Raw genomic sequence first — 17,511 nt, forward strand, 5'->3', positions numbered from 1 at the left:
TGACAATTTGTTGGAGGGATGGCTGAGTGGTCGAAAGCACCGGTCTTGAAAACCGGCAACCGTTAATAGCGGTTCTAGGGTTCAAATCCCTATCCCTCCACCACCATTGAAAAGCCCGCTGAGAAATCAGCGGGATTTTTTCATATTTGTCGTTTATGAAAAAAAAAAAAGAGCACTAACGTGCTCTTTATCTGTGCCTCCACATCTGCTTGTTATCGCTTATAGATAACTAGTCAGGGATATACTTTCCTTCGGCTACCTGCCAGAACGCTCTAATCAATGGGTTCTCAAGTTGAGATCGTTTACAGCAGACACCTAATTCAAAGGGTTTGATTGGTTCTATTTTTAAACGATCGACTTTATCTCTCACTGGGCTGTTGTTGATTACAACGTCTGGAGCGATACCAACCCCACAGCCAAGAGCAACCATACTTACGATAGCTTCATGACCTGATACCTGAGCGTAAATGTTGGGCTTTATCTTCATCTTTTTGAACCACGCGTTCGCACGTTCTCGTGCAGTACCTGCTTCTGGGATGATAAAAGGCACTTCATTCCAGTTTGGTTTCTCTGATTGCAGCTGCTGGCTAAAACTACTGACACCGGATGGGATGATGACTGACAGTGGTATATCGCTGATGGTTTCGAACTCTAATCTTGAGGGAAGAATGTCTGGTTTTGCTGAGATAGCAATATCAGCCTCATCATTTAGTATCTTGTCGATGGATTGCGCTGGGTCACCAGTAGAGAGCTTAAACTCAATATACGGATGAATAGCCCTGAATTCAGTAATGAGTTCAGGAAGGTGACTGTAGCTTGCTGTTACGGAACAGAAAATGCGGATCTCACCCTTGAGCTCCTGTTCTCCGCCTTTTAGGTGGAGATTATATTGCTGCCACTCGCCAACGATGCTCAATGCCACAGGCAACAGATGTTTCCCTGCTGGTGTGAGGTCAACACTTCGATTATCCCTGATAAGCAGTTCTTGCCCTGTTTCTTCCTCAAGCTTTTGTATTTGACGACTAAGGGCAGAAGGACTGACGTGCATAGCAGCTGCTGTTTTGCTGAAACTCTTGCTATCACATAAATGTATAAATAATTGTAGAGATTTTATGTTCATGTTTTGCGATCATTTCCATGTTGCATTTATTGCAATAACTAATTGTGAATATATCACTTTCAGCAACGGAGTGTCTGTTTTAGTATGAAGTCATTCGATAGAGAGATATCGACCTTACGGACTTATTTTTAAAGGAGTGCCCTACAATGGCTAACTATTTCAATACATTAAACCTTCGTGAGCAACTAGACCAATTAGGTCGCTGCCGTTTCATGGATCGTGAAGAATTTACGACTGAAGCTGAATACCTTGAAGGCAAGAAGATCGTCATTGTTGGCTGTGGTGCTCAAGGCCTAAACCAAGGTCTAAACATGCGTGATTCTGGTCTAGACGTATCTTACGCTCTTCGCCAAGCTGCAATTGATGAGAAGCGTCAATCATTCAAGAATGCTGATGAAAACGGCTTTGTTGTGGGTAGCTACGAAACGCTAATCCCTCAAGCAGATCTAGTTATCAACCTTACTCCAGATAAGCAACATACAAACGTTGTTGAAACAGTAATGCCCCTAATGAAGCAAGGCGCTGCTCTTGGTTACTCTCACGGCTTTAACGTTGTTGAAGAAGGCATGCAATTACGTTCTGACCTTACCGTTGTAATGGTTGCACCTAAGTGTCCAGGTTCTGAAGTTCGCGAAGAGTACAAGCGTGGCTTTGGTGTACCAACACTGATCGCTGTTCACCCAGAAAACGACCCTAAAGGCGAAGGTTGGGATATCGCTAAAGCTTGGGCTGCAGGCACTGGTGGTCACCGTGCAGGTTGCCTAGAGTCTTCTTTCGTAGCTGAAGTTAAATCTGACCTTATGGGTGAGCAAACTATCCTTTGTGGCATGCTACAAGCGGGTTCTATCGTATCTTACGAGAAGATGATTGCTGATGGCATCGAACCAGGCTACGCAGGTAAACTTCTACAATACGGTTGGGAAACGATTACTGAAGCACTTAAGTTCGGTGGCGTAACTCACATGATGGACCGTCTATCTAATCCTGCTAAAGTTAAAGCGTTTGAGCTTTCTGAAGAGCTAAAAGATCTAATGCGTCCGCTTTACAACAAGCACATGGATGACATCATTTCTGGTCACTTCTCTAGCACTATGATGGCTGACTGGGCGAACGATGACGTGAACCTACTAGGCTGGCGTGAAGAGACTGGTGAAACTGCATTCGAAAACTACCCAGCTTCTGACGTAGAAATCTCAGAGCAAGAGTACTTCGATAACGGTATCCTTATGGTTGCTATGGTTCGTGCGGGTGTTGAGCTAGCATTCGAAGCAATGACAGCATCTGGCATCATCGATGAGTCGGCTTACTACGAATCTCTACATGAGCTTCCACTAATCGCAAACACAGTTGCTCGTAAGCGTCTTTACGAAATGAACGTTGTAATCTCTGATACTGCTGAGTACGGTAACTACCTATTCGCTAACGTAGCAACACCGCTACTACGTGAGAAGTTCATGCCTTCAGTTGCAACAGACGTAATCGGCCGTGGTCTAGGTGAAACATCTAACCAAGTTGATAACGCTAAGCTAATTGAAGTAAACGAAGCTATCCGTAACCACCCTGTCGAGTACATCGGTGAAGAGCTACGTAGCTACATGAGCGACATGAAGCGTATCGCTGTAGGCGGTTAATTAGTCGCTTAGATACTGATAAATTTGTAGAAAAAGCGAAGCAGTATCACTAACTCCTTACAGGTTGGAGTTATAAATAAGCAACACAACATCTAATAAAAAGGCTTGGTCGCCGTTGACCAAGCCTTTTTGCTTTTAGTAACAAAGTCTTAAAAATCAATAAAATGAACATTGTTTGATAAGTATTCGTCGACTTTCAGTCCTTGATTGAGCTTCAGAAATACAAAAGGGTTGGTGTTTTCACACCAACCCTTTCAGTTTGCTTTCTTTTACGCTTATTTGTCGGCAATCTTCGCTTCTAAGTCCGCTAGCTTTTGTTCCATTTCAGTCAGCTTTTGGCGAGTGCGCAGTAGTACTTGTGTTTGAACATCAAACTCTTCACGGCTTACAACGTCTAGCTTGTTCAGTTGGCCTTGGATAACCTGACGAACTTTTTGATCTACGTCTGAACCAAGCTCTTTTACTGGTTGAGGCATAGAATCGTGGATCTGCTTAGCAATCTGCTCTAGTTTTTTTGGATCAAACATATCAATTAAAACTCCTGAATATTTACCACTATTCTATTTAATCACACTTGAGATGTCGCCTATGGCGTACAAAAAAAGGCCACCGAAGTAGCCTTTTTATTGTTATTACGACTTAGTGATTACTTATTATCAGCTAATTCTCTGTGCGCTGCTTTTGCTTCATCGACACGAGCTAGTTTTTCTAGGTCTTTGTCTTCAACAAATACAGGTAGAGGTTTGTGTTTTTCAGCTAAGTAGCTGTAAATCACTGGCAGTACAAATAGCGTGAAGAGAGTACCAATTGCTAAACCAGCAACGATTACGATACCAATACTGAAACGCTGAGCCGCACCCGCACCACTTGCGTACATCAGTGGGATTAGACCCGCGATCATCGCAGCCGTTGTCATCAGGATTGGACGAAGACGAACCTTCGCTGCTTCCATTACCGCTTCAATACGAGTTTTTTGATTGTGCAGCTGCTCTTCTTTCGCAACCTCACAAATCAAGATACCGTGCTTGGTAATCAGGCCGACTAAGGTGATCAAACCAACTTGCGAGTAGATGTTCATCGTTGCCGCGCCCCAAGCCAGAGCTATTAGGGCACCACAGATCGCCAGTGGTACAGATACCATGATAACCAGTGGGTCTTTCAGTGATTCAAACTGAATCGCCAATACCAAGAAGATGATTGCCAGAGCTAAACCAAAGGTCGCGTAAAGTGCGCTACCTTCTGTTACGTATTGGCGTGCTTCACCCATGTAGTCATGGTTGTAGCCACTTGGAAGCTTATTCGCTGCCGTGTCTTCAAACCACGCAATTGCATCACCCATTGCAGCGCCTGGAGCCGGTACCGCACCAATCGTCGCCGAGTTCAATTGGTTGAAGTGAGGAAGAGAGCGAGGCTCTGCCACAACATCAATCGTAATCAAACTGCCTAGTGGTACAGCGTTGCCGTCTGCAGCACGTACGTAGTAGTTGTTCATTGATTCTGGGTTCAAACGGAATTTACGTTCAACTTGAGGAATAACCTCGTAAGAACGGCCATTCAAGTCTATACGGTTCACGTAGCCATCAGACATCATGGTACCGAGCGTGATACCGATATCTTGCATGGTCACACCGTATGCGCCTGCTTTATCCTTGTCGATGTTGATCTTCATGGTTGCTGAGTCGTAGTTCAGGTCGAGATCTGAATATACGAACAACGGGTTTGAAGAGACATCAGCCAGAATGTCTGTGGTAATTTGGAACAAGCTTTCAAAACTGTTTGGCGTTGTTATGACAAATTGAATTGGAAGGCCTGAACCAGCACCGGGTAGTTCTGGCATTTGGAATGCAGTTACCGCCATTCCTGGAACATCTTTCACCAAATTACCAACGCGGTTTGCTACGTCTGATTGGCTTGCTTCACGTTCGCTCCAAGGAACCATAGACGCGATACCAAATGCTTGGTTTGCATTTGGCACACCTGTAAATACCTGTGCGTAAGCAACTTCTGGCTGATCAGACAGAATCTGGTTTACGTCGTTCATGGTATTTTGCATGAAGTCTAAGTTTGCATTCGACGGTGCTGTACCCATCAACATGATTACACCTTTATCTTCTGAAGGTGCTAGCTCACTAGGGATGAATTTGAACAACAACGGTAAACTTGCAAATACGATGATAGCAAAACCAATAAATACTGGACGATGTTGCATTACCGCACCAAGCATACGCTCGTAACGGTTAGTCATGCCATCTAGCACGCTATGAACTTTCTGCTCAAACTTGCTTGGCTCAGCGTGAGCTTTCAGCATTTTCGAACACATCATTGGCGAGAGCGTTAGTGCCACAATGCCTGATACGAAAACCGAACCCGCTAGGGTTAATGCAAACTCTTTAAATAGCGAGCCTGTAATACCACCCATCATCGCAATTGGAGCATATACCGCACCTAGCGTTAACGTCATTGCGATAACAGGCACCGCAATTTCGCGGGTACCGATAATCGCTGCACGGAAAGGGGACTCGCCGAGCTTGATATGCCTGTCGACGTTTTCAAGTACTACGATCGCATCATCTACCACTAGACCGATGGCAAGTACCATTGCAAGTAGTGTCATTAGATTCCAAGAGAAACCCATTGCCTGCATTACCATTGCCACACCAATCAAAGACAGTGGGATAGTAATAATAGGGATCAGTACCGCTCGGAATGAACCTAAGAATAAAGTAATCACGATCAATACGATTAATGCCGCTTCAAGGATAGTCTTAATAACTTCTTGAATTGACTCGTTAATCGCAATAGTTGAATCGTACATGACGTTCATTGAGATGTTGCTTGGTAGGTTCTTCTCTAATTGAGGAAGAAGTTCCAGTACATCAGCTGCGATGTTGATTGGGTTCGCACTTGGCGCCGCATTGATCGCGGCTACAACCGCCTCTTGGCCGTTAGCACTTGCTCGGTAAACATCGTGACTTTTCTCAAGAGAAACTTTCGCGATATCGGATAGGCGAATGATCTCACCTTCTCCGCTTTTCACGACTAGATTCTCTAGTTCTTCAGTGTTTGATACCTGAGTATCGGCACTGCCGTTGTAAAGCACGAACTCACCGGTCGCTTGACCCGTAGCTGATTGGTAGTTGTTAGCGTTCAGTACCGTCATTACATCAGATGCAGTCAGACCAATCGCCGCCATTTTTGATGGGTCTAGCCATACGCGCAGTGCGTATTTCATACCACCATATAGGTCAACTTTAGATACACCATTAACCGTAAATAGCTGCGGGTTGATTACACGCTCTAGATAGTCGGTAATTTGGCTCGATACCAATTCGTCACTGGTAAAACCAATATAGAGTACAGCGGTTGTTGAACCGGTAGACATGGTTACGGTTGGATCTTCAGCCTCTTTAGGTAGCTGAGAACGTACCGAGTTTGTCTTGGCCAGTATGTCAGACAATGCCGCATTCGGGTCGGTGTTCAACTTCATGTTCACGGTAATCGTAGATTTACCTAGCACAGAAGAAGATGTCATATAATCGATGTTATCCGCTTGAGCCACAGCCTGTTCGAGGGGCTGGGTGATAAAGCCTTGGATAAGATCGGCACTTGCACCATAGTAACCAGTTGAGACTGTCACCACGGTATTCGTCATTTCAGGGTATTCACGCACCTGCATTTTGAAGATTGCTTGTAAGCCAAGCAGAGCAATCAAAAAGCTGATGGATACCGCTAGAACTGGACGTTTAATAAAAACATCAGTAAAGCGCATTGTGCCTCCAGTTACAGCTTAGGTGTTTCAGATGGTGGAGTGATCGCATCACTTTCAACAACTTTAACTTTGGCGCCGTTACTTAGGCGTACTTGGCCAGAAGTTACAACTGTATCGCCAGCTTTTACACCATCAAGGATGTGTGCAATATCAGCCGTACGCTCACCTACTTTTACAACATGTTGAGCAACACGCTGAACTCCGTCTTCTTCAGTTAAGATGTAAACATTGTCACCATATAGAGTGAAAGTAATCGCTGTTTGAGGAAGAGTAACTTGGTTCTCTAGCTTAGGCAGAATGATGTTAGCACGAGCGAACATACCGCTACGAAGCTTGCCATCATTGTTTGGAATATCTGCTTGAACTTGGATAAGACCACTTTGGATGCTTACTGCTGGTTCGATGGCACTGATAGAACCTTCAAATGGCTTCTCTGGGTAGGCATCAACAAAGATGTCGATAGCTTGACCCACATGGATGCGAGAGATATCAGTTTGAGAAACCGTGAAGCGCAGGCGCATGACACTGGTATCTTCTAAACGAACGATATCCGTACCTGATTGCAGGTATTGACCTAGGTAAACGTTACGAATGCCCACTTTTCCATCGAAAGGAGCACGAATTTCACGACGTTCGATAGATGCTTTTAGGCTTTCAATATCAGCAGATAGAGAATAGAAGTTTGCTTCTGCTTCATCGTATGCTTCTTTAGAAATAGAACCTTTCTTAAAAAGACCTTGGTAGCGTTTGTATTTTGCTTTTGCCGCAGGCAGGCGAGCTTCAGAGCTCTTTAGATTTGCCTTTTCTACGCCGGAATCAAGACGAACAAGAAGTTGGTCATTTTTAACATCAGTACCAGAACCAAAAGAGATTTGGTCAATAACACCGCTGGTTTCGTTCGCTAGTGTTACACCTTGGTTAGGTTCGATGAAGCCGATAGCTTCGATTACTGGAACCCAGTCGATAGGTTGAACTTCTGTTACCGTTACTGGAAACTCTGGCTCAGGTCGGTTAGCCATAAACTCAGCAATTTTTTGTTGTTTAAACATGTTAAACCCAATAACGCTGCCGAAAAGTAGTACAGCGATGAGTAACATGAAGAAAGTCCACTTTTTCATTCTAGTTAGAACTCCAAATTAGTGTGTAATAATCGCATCCCAACTTGCTTCAATCGCCGCTTCAATGGCTTTTTTATCAAGTTGGTAATATCCAAGAGATTGCTTACGGGCCAGCGTGACACTGACTTCTAAGCTAAGTGCTGCTAAAACAGGGTTTTCTAGAGGCTTAAACACCCCTTGCTCTCTACCTTCAGTAAAGAGTTGATCTATTTTGTGGAACATTTTTCGTTCAATCTCTTTGGTCTCATGGCTGCGAATACAAGGTAAAGAGTCGTATTGAGCTCTATTCTTTAAATTGCAGATGTTTGATCCCGAGAGCTCGAAAATGTTGAGCCACATTTTTCTAAATCGTTCTTTTAGACTCATCGAATCTTCAACGCCTTGCTGAATTAAACCAGCATTTCGTTGAGTGACAGCTAAGCGAACTTGTTGTAATAGTTCTTCTTTGTCTGAGAAGTAGCGATAAATAGTTCCAGCCGCAACTCCTGCTTCTTTAGCTAGTTTATGCATAGAAAGTCCGTGAAAGCCTGATTCAGCAATCAGTTTTTCGGCGGCATCTATAATTTGTTGTCTTTTATCTATCATAGAATAAAAACCAGACAGTGATAATATACTCACTAATGAATGAACGTTCATTCATTATAGCCTAAGACCCATACATAAGTGCAACATAGTTTTTCATATGTGATATAAAATTCTTGCATAAGAGAGCGTAGCATTCGAGGTGTTGCAGCATTATTATAGGCGCGCAATTGAATTCGCCCCGATAGACCAAATTGAGAACCAAATGAAACTGAACCCAAGACAAGATGAAGCCGTGAAATATGTTTCGGGCCCCTGTTTAGTATTAGCAGGCGCAGGATCTGGTAAAACACGTGTTATCACGAATAAGATTGCTTACTTGGTTCAAGAGTGTGGTTACAAGGCACGCAATATTGCAGCGGTAACTTTTACCAATAAAGCGGCACGCGAGATGAAAGAACGTGTGGGGCAAACTCTGGGTAAAGGTGAATCGAAAGGCCTGATCGTTTCGACTTTTCATACCATGGGCTTAACTATCATTCGTCGTGAATACAAAGCGCTGGGTCTGAAAGCGGGCTTCTCTCTATTTGATGACCAAGACCAGTTGGCGCTATTAAAAGAGCTAACAGAGAGACAGATCGATGGTGATAAGGATCTGCTGCGTGCTTTAATGAGCACCATTTCGAATTGGAAGAATGACATGCTGACGCCAGATCAGGCGAAAGCTCGAGCTCAAGGCGAACAAGAGCAGTTGTTTGCATTCTGTTTTGAGATGTACCAGAAACAGATGAAGGCATACAACGCGCTCGATTTTGATGATCTGATTGCGATGCCAGTATTACTTCTGAAAACCAATCAAGAAGTGCGTGAGCGCTGGCAGTCTCGTATTCGCTATTTACTTGTCGATGAGTATCAAGATACCAACACCAGCCAATATGAATTGGTGCGTCTGCTTGTGGGAGAGCGTGGTCGTTTGACGGTCGTAGGTGACGATGACCAATCTATTTACTCATGGCGTGGTGCAAAACCGCAAAACTTGGTGCTGTTAGGTGAGGACTACCCTAACTTACGCTTGATCAAATTAGAGCAGAACTACCGCTCAACGAGTCGAATTTTGCGTGCAGCGAATATCTTGATCGCTAATAACCCACACGTTTATGAAAAGTCACTGTTCTCTGAGATCCCGGACGGTGAAAAGCTCAAGGTACTGAATGCTAAGAATGAAGAGCATGAAGCAGAGCGTATTACAGGTGAGATCATCGCTCACAAGTTTTTGAATCGCACAGAATATAAAGATTACGCAGTGCTGTACCGTGGTAACCACCAATCTCGCTTGATTGAAAAAGCGTTGATGCAGAACCGTGTGCCTTACAAAATTTCTGGCGGTACCTCTTTCTTCGCTAGAGCTGAGATTAAAGACATCATGGCTTACCTCCGCGTGTTGGTGAACCCTGATGATGACAACGCGTTTCTACGTATTGTAAACACACCACGTCGTGAGATTGGCCCGGTGACGCTTGAGAAGTTAGGCAGCTACGCCAACATGCGTGGCAAGAGCTTGTTTGAAGCGAGCTTTGAGATGGGTTTAGAGCAAACTTTGACTGGTCGTGGTTTAGAAAACCTGCGCCGTTTCAGCGATTGGATTGTTCGTATTTCTGATAATGCTGAACGTGGCAATACCGTTGAGGCTGTTCGCTCTTTGGTTCGTGATATTAACTATGAAGATTGGTTGTACGAAACCTCGGCAAGCCCGAAGGCTGCAGAGATGAGAATGAAGAACGTTTCTGATCTTTATAGTTGGATCGTTGCTGACCTTGAGGGTGACAACTACGACAAAGAAGAGAAGACCCTACGAGAAGTGGTTCAACGTTTAACGCTACGTGACATGATGGAGCGTGGTGAAGATGATGACGATGCAGACCAAGTTCAATTAATGACATTGCACGCATCGAAAGGCCTAGAGTTTCCGTATGTGTTCCTGATGGGAGCCGAAGAGGGTATCTTGCCACACCAAACCAGTGTCGATGAAGGTAACGTAGAAGAAGAACGTCGTCTTATGTATGTAGGGATTACTCGCGCGCAGAAAGAGCTGACCTTCACTAAATGTCGTGAACGTCGTCAGTATGGCGAATTGATAAAGCCAACACAAAGCCGATTCCTCGATGAACTGCCGCATGAAGATGTGGAGTGGGAAAGTGTTAAGAAACCACAATCCGCTGAAGAAAGAATGGAAAAAGGACAGGCACACATTGCTAACATTCGAGCGATGTTCAACAAGAAGTAATTCCTTGCTTTCATCGCGTTATATAAAAGCCAATAAAAAAGGTGACCATGAGGTCACCTTTTTTGAATCTGGCATTTTTAATTACAGATCGGTAAATTACAGACCAGCAATCATGTGCTCGATAGCATCTTTGATTTCATCATCTGAACAGTCCATACATGAACCTTTCGCTGGCATAGCATTGAAGCCGTTGATTGCGTGGTCAGCTAGAATGTCGCGACCTTGGGCAATACGAGGACCCCAGTCACCAGCGTCACCTGTTTTAGGTGCGCCACTTACGCCAGATGCGTGACAAGCGATACAAAAGGTACCGTAAACTGCTGCGCCATCACGAGGGCCTGTTGGTTCTGCGGCTACTGGCTCGCTGCCGACTAGGTAAACTTGGCCAACTGGTTTGATGCGTTCAGCAATAGCATCTTGCTCTGCTTCGCTTAGGCCTGAAGCCATAGCGCCAGTTGAAAAGGTTAAAACTGCGATGACAACGCTTAAAATTCGACGAGACATATCCATTAAACTCACTTTACATTCCCAAGGTAAGTACATGCTTACCAATTTATAGTGTTGGAAGGGTGTTTTGGCTTTATCAGCAAAGAGCAACTGTTAAACCAATGTAAATAATGGGTGATTATATCCCGATAAGTTGTTGCAATAAACAACAACTTATAAGCTGCGGTGGGTTGTAGTACTCAAATAAGGGGTTTATCACATATTAACTGTCGAAAAAGAGACCAAACAGAAAAAAAAGTTAAAAAAGTACTAGACGGCATAAGGTGATATACGTATTATTCCACTCCGCCGACAGGGCATGCGCCTGTAGCTCAGCTGGATAGAGCGTTGGCCTCCGGAGCCAAAGGCCGAAGGTTCGAATCCTTTCAGGCGCGCCATCCGGTCTCTTACTTAGGTAAGTGAGAATTGGCAAAAAGAAATAATGGTGGCTATAGCTCAGTTGGTAGAGCCCTGGATTGTGATTCCGGTGGTCGCGAGTTCGAATCTCGTTAGCCACCCCATTCTTTCTTTACAAAATATCGGTAGCTTCGGCTTCCAGTGTTGATTCATTATTCCCAAGAGTCGATACAAAATTAGTCGGTGAATAGCGCAGCTTGGTAGCGCATCTGGTTTGGGACCAGAGGGTCGGGGGTTCGAATCCCTCTTCACCGACCACTATTTCAATAATCGCCTTTTAAGCGGTTATATAAAAGATTAGTGGTGGCTATAGCTCAGTTGGTAGAGCCCTGGATTGTGATTCCGGTGGTCGCGAGTTCGAATCTCGTTAGCCACCCCATTAATTTTGGTAACTTCATTGAAGTTCCCTGTTTGAGAAATCAAACGAAACGTCTCGGTGAATAGCGCAGCTTGGTAGCGCATCTGGTTTGGGACCAGAGGGTCGGGGGTTCGAATCCCTCTTCACCGACCACCTTAAGAAGCCTCGTCAGAAATGACGGGGCTTTTTTACGCCTGGAATTTAGATAATTTGAGACCAGAGGGTCGTGGGCTGGATCGCCAGTCCGCAGGGAGCCCTGCCGCGTCAACCCCCTCTTCACCTACCACCTTACCTACCACCTTTAAGAAAGCTTATCAGAAATGATGAGCTTTTTTTTTCATCTGTAGATCTCTAGGTTGGAACCCAAGTGGGGTTCGTCTGATGTTCAAAGGATGTCTCTTCACTGACCACCTTAAGAAGCCTCAACTAGTCGTCCGTGTCAGGAATTACGGGGCTTTTTTACATCTCTCGTTTCAGTAATCCTCAATTTTGAATGCTGGGACTTCAACCGCTTCGACATCTTGCCTGATGTCACCTCCGTAAATCTCCCCCTCCATATAACAAGGCAGGCTCTTACCCTTTATCTTCATTATGGTGCTTATACGGAGCGGTTTGCTTTATCAAATGTGCAGATCGATATCTAATTTTATATAAAACCCACCACCAATTATTCGACAAATTAATAGGTTTGGTCTAGGGATTTTTATGAAAAGTGAAATTTGACGTTAAATATGTTCTCTAAGGCCTGTATTTGACAGATTTCTTCGAATCTTGTTGTTTAAAAAATCCTTTGATTTATTAAATCTTTCGTTTTTCTTGTTTGTATTTATCAAAAAATTCATATGGTTGAATATGTTGTTGGGTTGGTTTTATCTGGTTGTTTTGTTTGCTTAAATTGGTAAAGTTAGCGTTTGTTTCTATAGTGTTAATTGTTTTTTGGAATAATTATTTGATTTTGGTGACTGGTGGGGATATGTGCTTTGAATGATATGTTTAACTCTACAAGTACGCAGTAGTAAGGGGTTTGTGAGTATTTATTATTGGAAATATAATGCTGGTTTTCATTACTATATGCTCTTCGAGTGAATACTTATGTGGCATTTTTACTTGCTAAGCGTTTAATGTCGACTTTTTATCCTATTTTTGTTGCTTTTCTGTGAATTATTTGCCAAATTGTCAACCGTATAAAATATCAGAACAATATTCTGGTAAGAATGGATTCAATTTTGCAGACAGGGCAGAGAGCTGCCAAAGCAGTAGAGGTCTGGTAATGTCACTTTTAGAAGTAAAAAATCTTCGTATCGAATACCCATCTCGTCATGGAGTTCACGCCGCAGTGAAATCACTTTCGTTCAACATTGAACGTGGTGAAATTGTTGGCGTTGTAGGCGAGTCTGGTGCAGGCAAATCAACAGTAGGTAATGCTGTGATCGATTTGCTGAGCCCTCCTGGTCGCATTGCTAGCGGCGAGGTATTTCTGGACGGTGAAAAAGTTTCAGGCTTATCTCCTGAACAGATGCGTTCTGTTCGCGGCTCAAAGATTGGTTTTATCTTCCAAGATCCAATGACTTCTCTTAACCCTCTATTCACAGTAGAACAGCAGTTAAAAGAGACGATTCATGCCAACATGAAGGTTTCGGATCAAGAAGCCTACCAGCGCTCATTAGATTTGATGAACCAAGTTGGTATTCCGCAACCAGAAAACCGTTTAAAGCAGTACCCACACCAATTCTCTGGCGGTATGCGTCAGCGTGTTGTTATCGCGATCGCACTGGCAGGTGAACCTGACCTAATCATCGCTGATGAACCAACAACCGCACTGGATGTTTCTATTCAAGACCAGATCTTGGGTTTGATTCGCGACCTATGTATTAAGAAGAATGTAGGTTGTATGTTGGTCACACACGACATGGGTGTGGTATCTAATGTTACCGATCGCGTAGCCGTTATGTATCGTGGTGATTTGGTTGAGTTTGGTCCGACGGCGAAAGTCCTTGGTACTCCTGAACACCCTTACACGCACAGTCTTATCTCCGCGGTTCCGCGCTCAGATCGTAAACTTGATCGTTTCCCTCTTGTGAGCTACATCGAAGAAGCACATGAGATGGAACCACTTGATGTGAAAAACCATTGGTTGGGTCAAAGCCAAGATCACCGTGATTACACTGGTCCACTGTTGAATGTTGAAAATGTAAACTTACGCTTTACTACCAAGGATTCTTTCTTTGAGAGTCGTCGAGAGTACGTTCAGGCGTCAAATAACGTGAGCTTTGAAGTACATGAAGGTGAAACTTTTGGTCTTGTTGGTGAATCTGGTTCGGGTAAATCAACGATTGCTCGTGTGATTGCTGGTTTGTACGCACCTAACTCAGGCAAGGTAACGTTTGAAGGCGTTGATCTTACGGGACTTAAATCTGAAAAAGAACGTCGCCCAATGCGTCGTCAAATGCAGATGGTTTTCCAAAACCCTTATACATCAATGAACCCTCGAATGAAGATATTCGACATCATTGCTGAGCCGATCCGATTCCATAAACTTACGCGTAACGAGAATGAAACTCGTCAGATCGTTAACGACCTGCTAGAGCACGTTGGTTTAGGCAAGATGGCTGGGGTTAAATACCCACACGAATTCTCAGGTGGCCAACGTCAGCGTATTTCTATCGCTCGCGCCTTGGCAACTCGTCCACGTCTTTTGATTTGTGATGAACCTACCTCGGCGCTGGATGTGTCGGTTCAGGCTCAGATCCTTAACCTATTAAAAGATTTACAAGACGAGCTCAACCTAACCATGCTGTTCATCAGTCACGATTTACCGGTTATTCGCCAAATGTGTGATCGTGTTGGTGTGATGCAAATGGGAGAACTATTGGAAGTAGCGCCAACTGAGCAGCTATTCCAATCGCCTCAGCATGAATACAGCAAACACCTAATTTCTTTAATGCCTGAATTTACAGGTTTAAGAGAAGAAAAAGCAGTGGCACAAGCCGCGGTATAAAAATCAGCAGGCTGGAGTTTAGCTTGCTAAAAACAATAAACAGACGCAAATACAACAACTAGGGATCTGGATTCCCGCATGAAGGAGTTATGCAATGAAAACCATGAAAAGCAAATTAGCAGTAGCTTTAATGGCAGCTGGCCTAAGCTTTAGTGCAGCAGCAGCAGATATTACCGTTGGCTACGCAGCTGACCCGGTATCACTTGACCCGCACGAGCAGCTGTCTGGTGGCACACTGCAAATGTCTCACATGGTGTTTGACCCTCTAGTACGTTTCACTCAAGAGATGGATTTTGAAGGCCGCCTAGCATCTAGCTGGGAGCGTGTTGATGAAACGACTTTCCGCTTTAACTTACGTAAAGGCGTGAAATTCCACTCTGGTAACGAACTGACTGCTGATGATGTTGTGTGGACTTTTGAACGTCTACAAGCTTCTCCAGACTTTAAGTCTATCTTCACGCCATACGAAAAAATGGTAAAAGTGGATGACTACACAGTTGAGCTAGTATCAAAAGCGGCTTACCCACTAGTACTACAAACAGCAACCTACATCTTCCCAATGGACAGCAAGTTCTACTCTGGTCAAACAGCGGAAGGTAATGACAAATCTGAGCTAGTTAAGCACGGTAACTCGTTTGCTTCGACTAACGTTTCTGGTACTGGTCCATTTATCGTAACGCAGCGTGAGCAAGGCGTTAAAGTAACGTTCGAGCGTTTCAATGATTACTGGGACACAGAAACTGAAGGTAACGTAGACAAGCTAACACTTGTGCCAATCAAAGAAGATGCAACGCGTGTAGCAGCACTTCTTTCTGGCGACGTTGATATGATTCACCCTGTTGCGCCAAACGATCACAAGCGTGTTAAAAAAGCTAAGAACATCGATCTAGTAACGCTACCTGGTACTCGTATCATTACGTTCCAAATGAACCAAAACAGCAACGAAGCACTGAAAGATGTGCGCGTTCGTCAAGCAATCGTTCATGCGATTAACAATGAAGGTATTGTTAAGAAAATCATGAAAGGTTTCGCGACAGCTGCTGGTCAGCAGAGCCCAACAGGCTACGCGGGTCACAACGAAGATCTAGTTCCTCGTTACGATCTGAAAAAAGCGAAAGAGCTGATGAAAGAAGCGGGCTACGAAGACGGCTTTACACTAACTATGGCAGCGCCTAACAACCGTTACGTGAACGATGCGAAAGTTGCGCAAGCGTCTGCGGCAATGCTGTCTAAGATTGGTATCAAAGTTGATCTTAAGACAATGCCTAAAGCACAGTACTGGCCAGAATTTGATCTATGTTCAGCAGACATGATGATGATCGGCTGGCACTCAGATACTGAAGATTCAGCTAACTTCAACGAGTTCCTAACAATGACTCGTAACGAAGAGACTGGCCGTGGTCAATACAACTGTTCTGGCTACTCAAACCCAGAAATGGATGCGATTGTAGAAGCTTCTAATACTGAAACTGACCCAGTTAAGCGTTCTAAGATGCTGAAAGGCGTTGAAGCAACACTTTACAACGATGCAGTCTTCGTTCCTCTACACTGGCAGAGTGAAGCGTGGGGCGCGAAATCTAACGTAGGTGCAGCAGACGTAGTAAACCCAATGGTTATGCCTTACTTCGGCGACCTAGTTGTAAAATAATCTAGCTTGCTAGAATCGAGAGCCTGAAGCTTTCAGGCTCTCAATATTATTAAGATATAGATTTAAGTTTCGGTATTTGGTCTTCCTTCAGTCTGGCTAAATACCTTTTTTAAGACTGAATTTTTTGTTGTCTAGTCGCGGATTTCGATTAGATAGTCATGGATAGATAAGGGGCAAGGAATGGTTACGTTTCTGGTCAAGCGCCTGTTTCAGGCACTGATAGTGATGTTTGTGATCAGTTTGGTGGCGTTTGCCATTCAGGATAACCTGGGCGACCCGTTACGTGAGTTAGTCGGTCAATCTGTTTCAGAGGCGGAGCGTCAAGCGCTACGCGATGAACTCGGCTTAAATGATCCCTTCGTTACAAAATACTCTCGCTTTGTAGGCGCAGCTCTACAGGGTGATCTTGGTACTTCATACTTCTTTAAGCGACCTGCAGTTGATGTGATTCTAGATAAACTAGTGGCAACTCTGGAGCTGGTATTTGGTGCTTCTTTAATTATTGTTTGTATGTCGATCCCACTCGGCGTTTACTCTGCGATTCACCCAAAAAGCTTTTTTACCAAATTGATTATGGCAGGCAGTAGTGTCGGTATCTCGGTTCCTGTTTTCTTAACTGCAATCATGCTGATGTATGTGTTCTCTATCGAGCTCGGTTGGCTGCCGTCATTTGGACGTGGTGATACGGCCAACTGGTTTGGTTGGGAGTCTGGCTTCTTAACGCTAGATGGCCTTGCACACTTAGTACTTCCGAGTATTGCTCTGGCATCTATCATGCTGCCGCTGTTTATTCGTCTAGTTCGTTCTGAAATGTTAGAAGTTCTAAGTTCTGAATACATTAAGTTTGGTAAAGCGAAAGGCCTAGCGCTAAACAAAATCTATTACCAACATGCATTGAAAAACACCATGCTACCGGTACTTACCGTTGGTGGTGTTCAGATTGGTACGATGGTGGCTTACACCATTCTTACGGAAACTGTTTTCCAGTGGCCAGGTACAGGCTTCTTATTCTTAGAAGCAATCAACCGTGTAGATACACCACTGATTACTGCATACGTTATTTTTGTTGGTCTTATTTTCGTCGTGACTAACACGATTGTTGATTTGCTTTACGGTGTTATCAACCCAACCGTTAACATCACAGGGAAAGGAGCATAATC

The 17,511-nt window shown here is 44.1% G+C and carries 11 protein-coding genes and 6 tRNA genes; 11 read left to right on the forward strand and 6 right to left on the reverse strand.

Features of this window, described 5'->3' with window-relative positions:
• Positions 1–12: 12 nt before the first annotated feature.
• Positions 13–103, forward strand: a tRNA-Ser gene (locus tag AB4513_RS02380).
• Positions 104–229: 126 nt separating this feature from the next.
• Here AB4513_RS02380 and ilvY read toward each other — a convergent pair.
• Entirely contained in the window at positions 230–1,120 is an 891-nt protein-coding gene (ilvY, locus tag AB4513_RS02385) for an HTH-type transcriptional activator IlvY (protein WP_009848087.1), read from the reverse strand.
• A 146-nt stretch (positions 1,121–1,266) separates the two neighbouring features.
• Between ilvY and ilvC the strand changes: the two genes are divergently transcribed.
• Entirely contained in the window at positions 1,267–2,751 is a 1,485-nt protein-coding gene (gene ilvC / locus AB4513_RS02390; protein ID WP_009848086.1) for a ketol-acid reductoisomerase, read from the forward strand.
• Between the two features lie 275 nt (positions 2,752–3,026).
• On the opposite strand, the gene ubiK is transcribed toward ilvC, so the two are convergent.
• The 4 genes from ubiK to AB4513_RS02410 form a co-directional block, all read right to left on the reverse strand.
• Entirely contained in the window at positions 3,027–3,278 is a 252-nt protein-coding gene (gene ubiK / locus AB4513_RS02395) for a ubiquinone biosynthesis accessory factor UbiK (protein WP_009848085.1), read from the reverse strand.
• 119 nt (positions 3,279–3,397) lie between these two features.
• Entirely contained in the window at positions 3,398–6,520 is a 3,123-nt protein-coding gene (locus AB4513_RS02400; protein ID WP_009848084.1) for a multidrug efflux RND transporter permease subunit, read from the reverse strand.
• A gap of 11 nt (positions 6,521–6,531) precedes the next feature.
• Positions 6,532–7,638, reverse strand: coding sequence for an efflux RND transporter periplasmic adaptor subunit (locus tag AB4513_RS02405; protein ID WP_009848083.1), 1,107 nt, complete (start codon positions 7,636–7,638; stop codon positions 6,532–6,534).
• Positions 7,639–7,656: 18 nt separating this feature from the next.
• A complete protein-coding gene (locus tag AB4513_RS02410) occupies positions 7,657–8,274 on the reverse strand; it encodes a TetR/AcrR family transcriptional regulator (protein ID WP_009848082.1) in 618 nt (205 codons plus the stop codon).
• Between the two features lie 151 nt (positions 8,275–8,425).
• On the opposite strand from AB4513_RS02410, the gene rep reads away from it, so the two are divergent.
• Positions 8,426–10,444 (forward strand): DNA helicase Rep, encoded by a 2,019-nt coding sequence (rep, locus tag AB4513_RS02415; RefSeq protein ID WP_012602966.1) that lies wholly within the window; start codon positions 8,426–8,428, stop codon positions 10,442–10,444.
• Positions 10,445–10,540: 96 nt separating this feature from the next.
• On the opposite strand, the gene AB4513_RS02420 is transcribed toward rep, so the two are convergent.
• A complete protein-coding gene (locus AB4513_RS02420) occupies positions 10,541–10,954 on the reverse strand; it encodes a cytochrome c5 family protein (protein WP_009848079.1) in 414 nt (137 codons plus the stop codon).
• Between the two features lie 297 nt (positions 10,955–11,251).
• On the opposite strand from AB4513_RS02420, the gene AB4513_RS02425 reads away from it, so the two are divergent.
• From AB4513_RS02425 to AB4513_RS02460, 8 genes are all read left to right on the forward strand, one after another.
• Positions 11,252–11,328: transfer RNA gene (locus tag AB4513_RS02425), tRNA-Arg, on the forward strand.
• Positions 11,329–11,375: 47 nt separating this feature from the next.
• Positions 11,376–11,451 (forward strand) — tRNA-His (locus AB4513_RS02430).
• Between the two features lie 77 nt (positions 11,452–11,528).
• Positions 11,529–11,605: transfer RNA gene (locus tag AB4513_RS02435), tRNA-Pro, on the forward strand.
• Between the two features lie 45 nt (positions 11,606–11,650).
• Positions 11,651–11,726: transfer RNA gene (locus AB4513_RS02440), tRNA-His, on the forward strand.
• Between the two features lie 55 nt (positions 11,727–11,781).
• A tRNA-Pro gene (locus tag AB4513_RS02445) sits at positions 11,782–11,858 on the forward strand.
• Positions 11,859–12,975: 1,117 nt separating this feature from the next.
• Positions 12,976–14,703 carry an ABC transporter ATP-binding protein gene (locus AB4513_RS02450; protein ID WP_009848076.1) on the forward strand — a complete coding sequence of 576 codons (1,728 nt, stop codon included), beginning with the start codon at positions 12,976–12,978 and terminating at the stop codon, positions 14,701–14,703.
• Between the two features lie 94 nt (positions 14,704–14,797).
• A complete protein-coding gene (locus AB4513_RS02455) occupies positions 14,798–16,351 on the forward strand; it encodes an ABC transporter substrate-binding protein (protein WP_009848075.1) in 1,554 nt (517 codons plus the stop codon).
• Between the two features lie 180 nt (positions 16,352–16,531).
• Positions 16,532–17,509: an ABC transporter permease gene (locus AB4513_RS02460; protein ID WP_009848074.1), complete on the forward strand. Its 978-nt coding sequence runs from the start codon at positions 16,532–16,534 to the stop codon at positions 17,507–17,509.
• The last annotated feature ends 2 nt before the right edge of the window (positions 17,510–17,511 follow it).

The sequence above is a fragment of the Vibrio sp. 10N.222.54.E6 genome (genome assembly GCF_041473955.1).
GTDB classification, from domain to species: domain Bacteria; phylum Pseudomonadota; class Gammaproteobacteria; order Enterobacterales; family Vibrionaceae; genus Vibrio; species Vibrio tasmaniensis_A.

Excerpts from the sequence above, each read along its gene's own strand:
- ilvY (WP_009848087.1), bottom strand. The coding sequence starts at position 1,120 with ATGAACATAAAATCTCTACAATTATTTATACATTTATGTGATAGCAAG.
- ilvC (WP_009848086.1), top strand. The coding sequence starts at position 1,267 with ATGGCTAACTATTTCAATACATTAAACCTTCGTGAGCAACTAGACCAA.
- ubiK (WP_009848085.1), bottom strand. The coding sequence starts at position 3,278 with ATGTTTGATCCAAAAAAACTAGAGCAGATTGCTAAGCAGATCCACGAT.
- AB4513_RS02400 (WP_009848084.1), bottom strand. The coding sequence starts at position 6,520 with ATGCGCTTTACTGATGTTTTTATTAAACGTCCAGTTCTAGCGGTATCC.
- AB4513_RS02405 (WP_009848083.1), bottom strand. The coding sequence starts at position 7,638 with ATGAAAAAGTGGACTTTCTTCATGTTACTCATCGCTGTACTACTTTTC.
- AB4513_RS02410 (WP_009848082.1), bottom strand. The coding sequence starts at position 8,274 with ATGAACGTTCATTCATTAGTGAGTATATTATCACTGTCTGGTTTTTAT.
- rep (WP_012602966.1), top strand. The coding sequence starts at position 8,426 with ATGAAACTGAACCCAAGACAAGATGAAGCCGTGAAATATGTTTCGGGC.
- AB4513_RS02420 (WP_009848079.1), bottom strand. The coding sequence starts at position 10,954 with ATGGATATGTCTCGTCGAATTTTAAGCGTTGTCATCGCAGTTTTAACC.
- AB4513_RS02450 (WP_009848076.1), top strand. The coding sequence starts at position 12,976 with ATGTCACTTTTAGAAGTAAAAAATCTTCGTATCGAATACCCATCTCGT.
- AB4513_RS02455 (WP_009848075.1), top strand. The coding sequence starts at position 14,798 with ATGAAAACCATGAAAAGCAAATTAGCAGTAGCTTTAATGGCAGCTGGC.
- AB4513_RS02460 (WP_009848074.1), top strand. The coding sequence starts at position 16,532 with ATGGTTACGTTTCTGGTCAAGCGCCTGTTTCAGGCACTGATAGTGATG.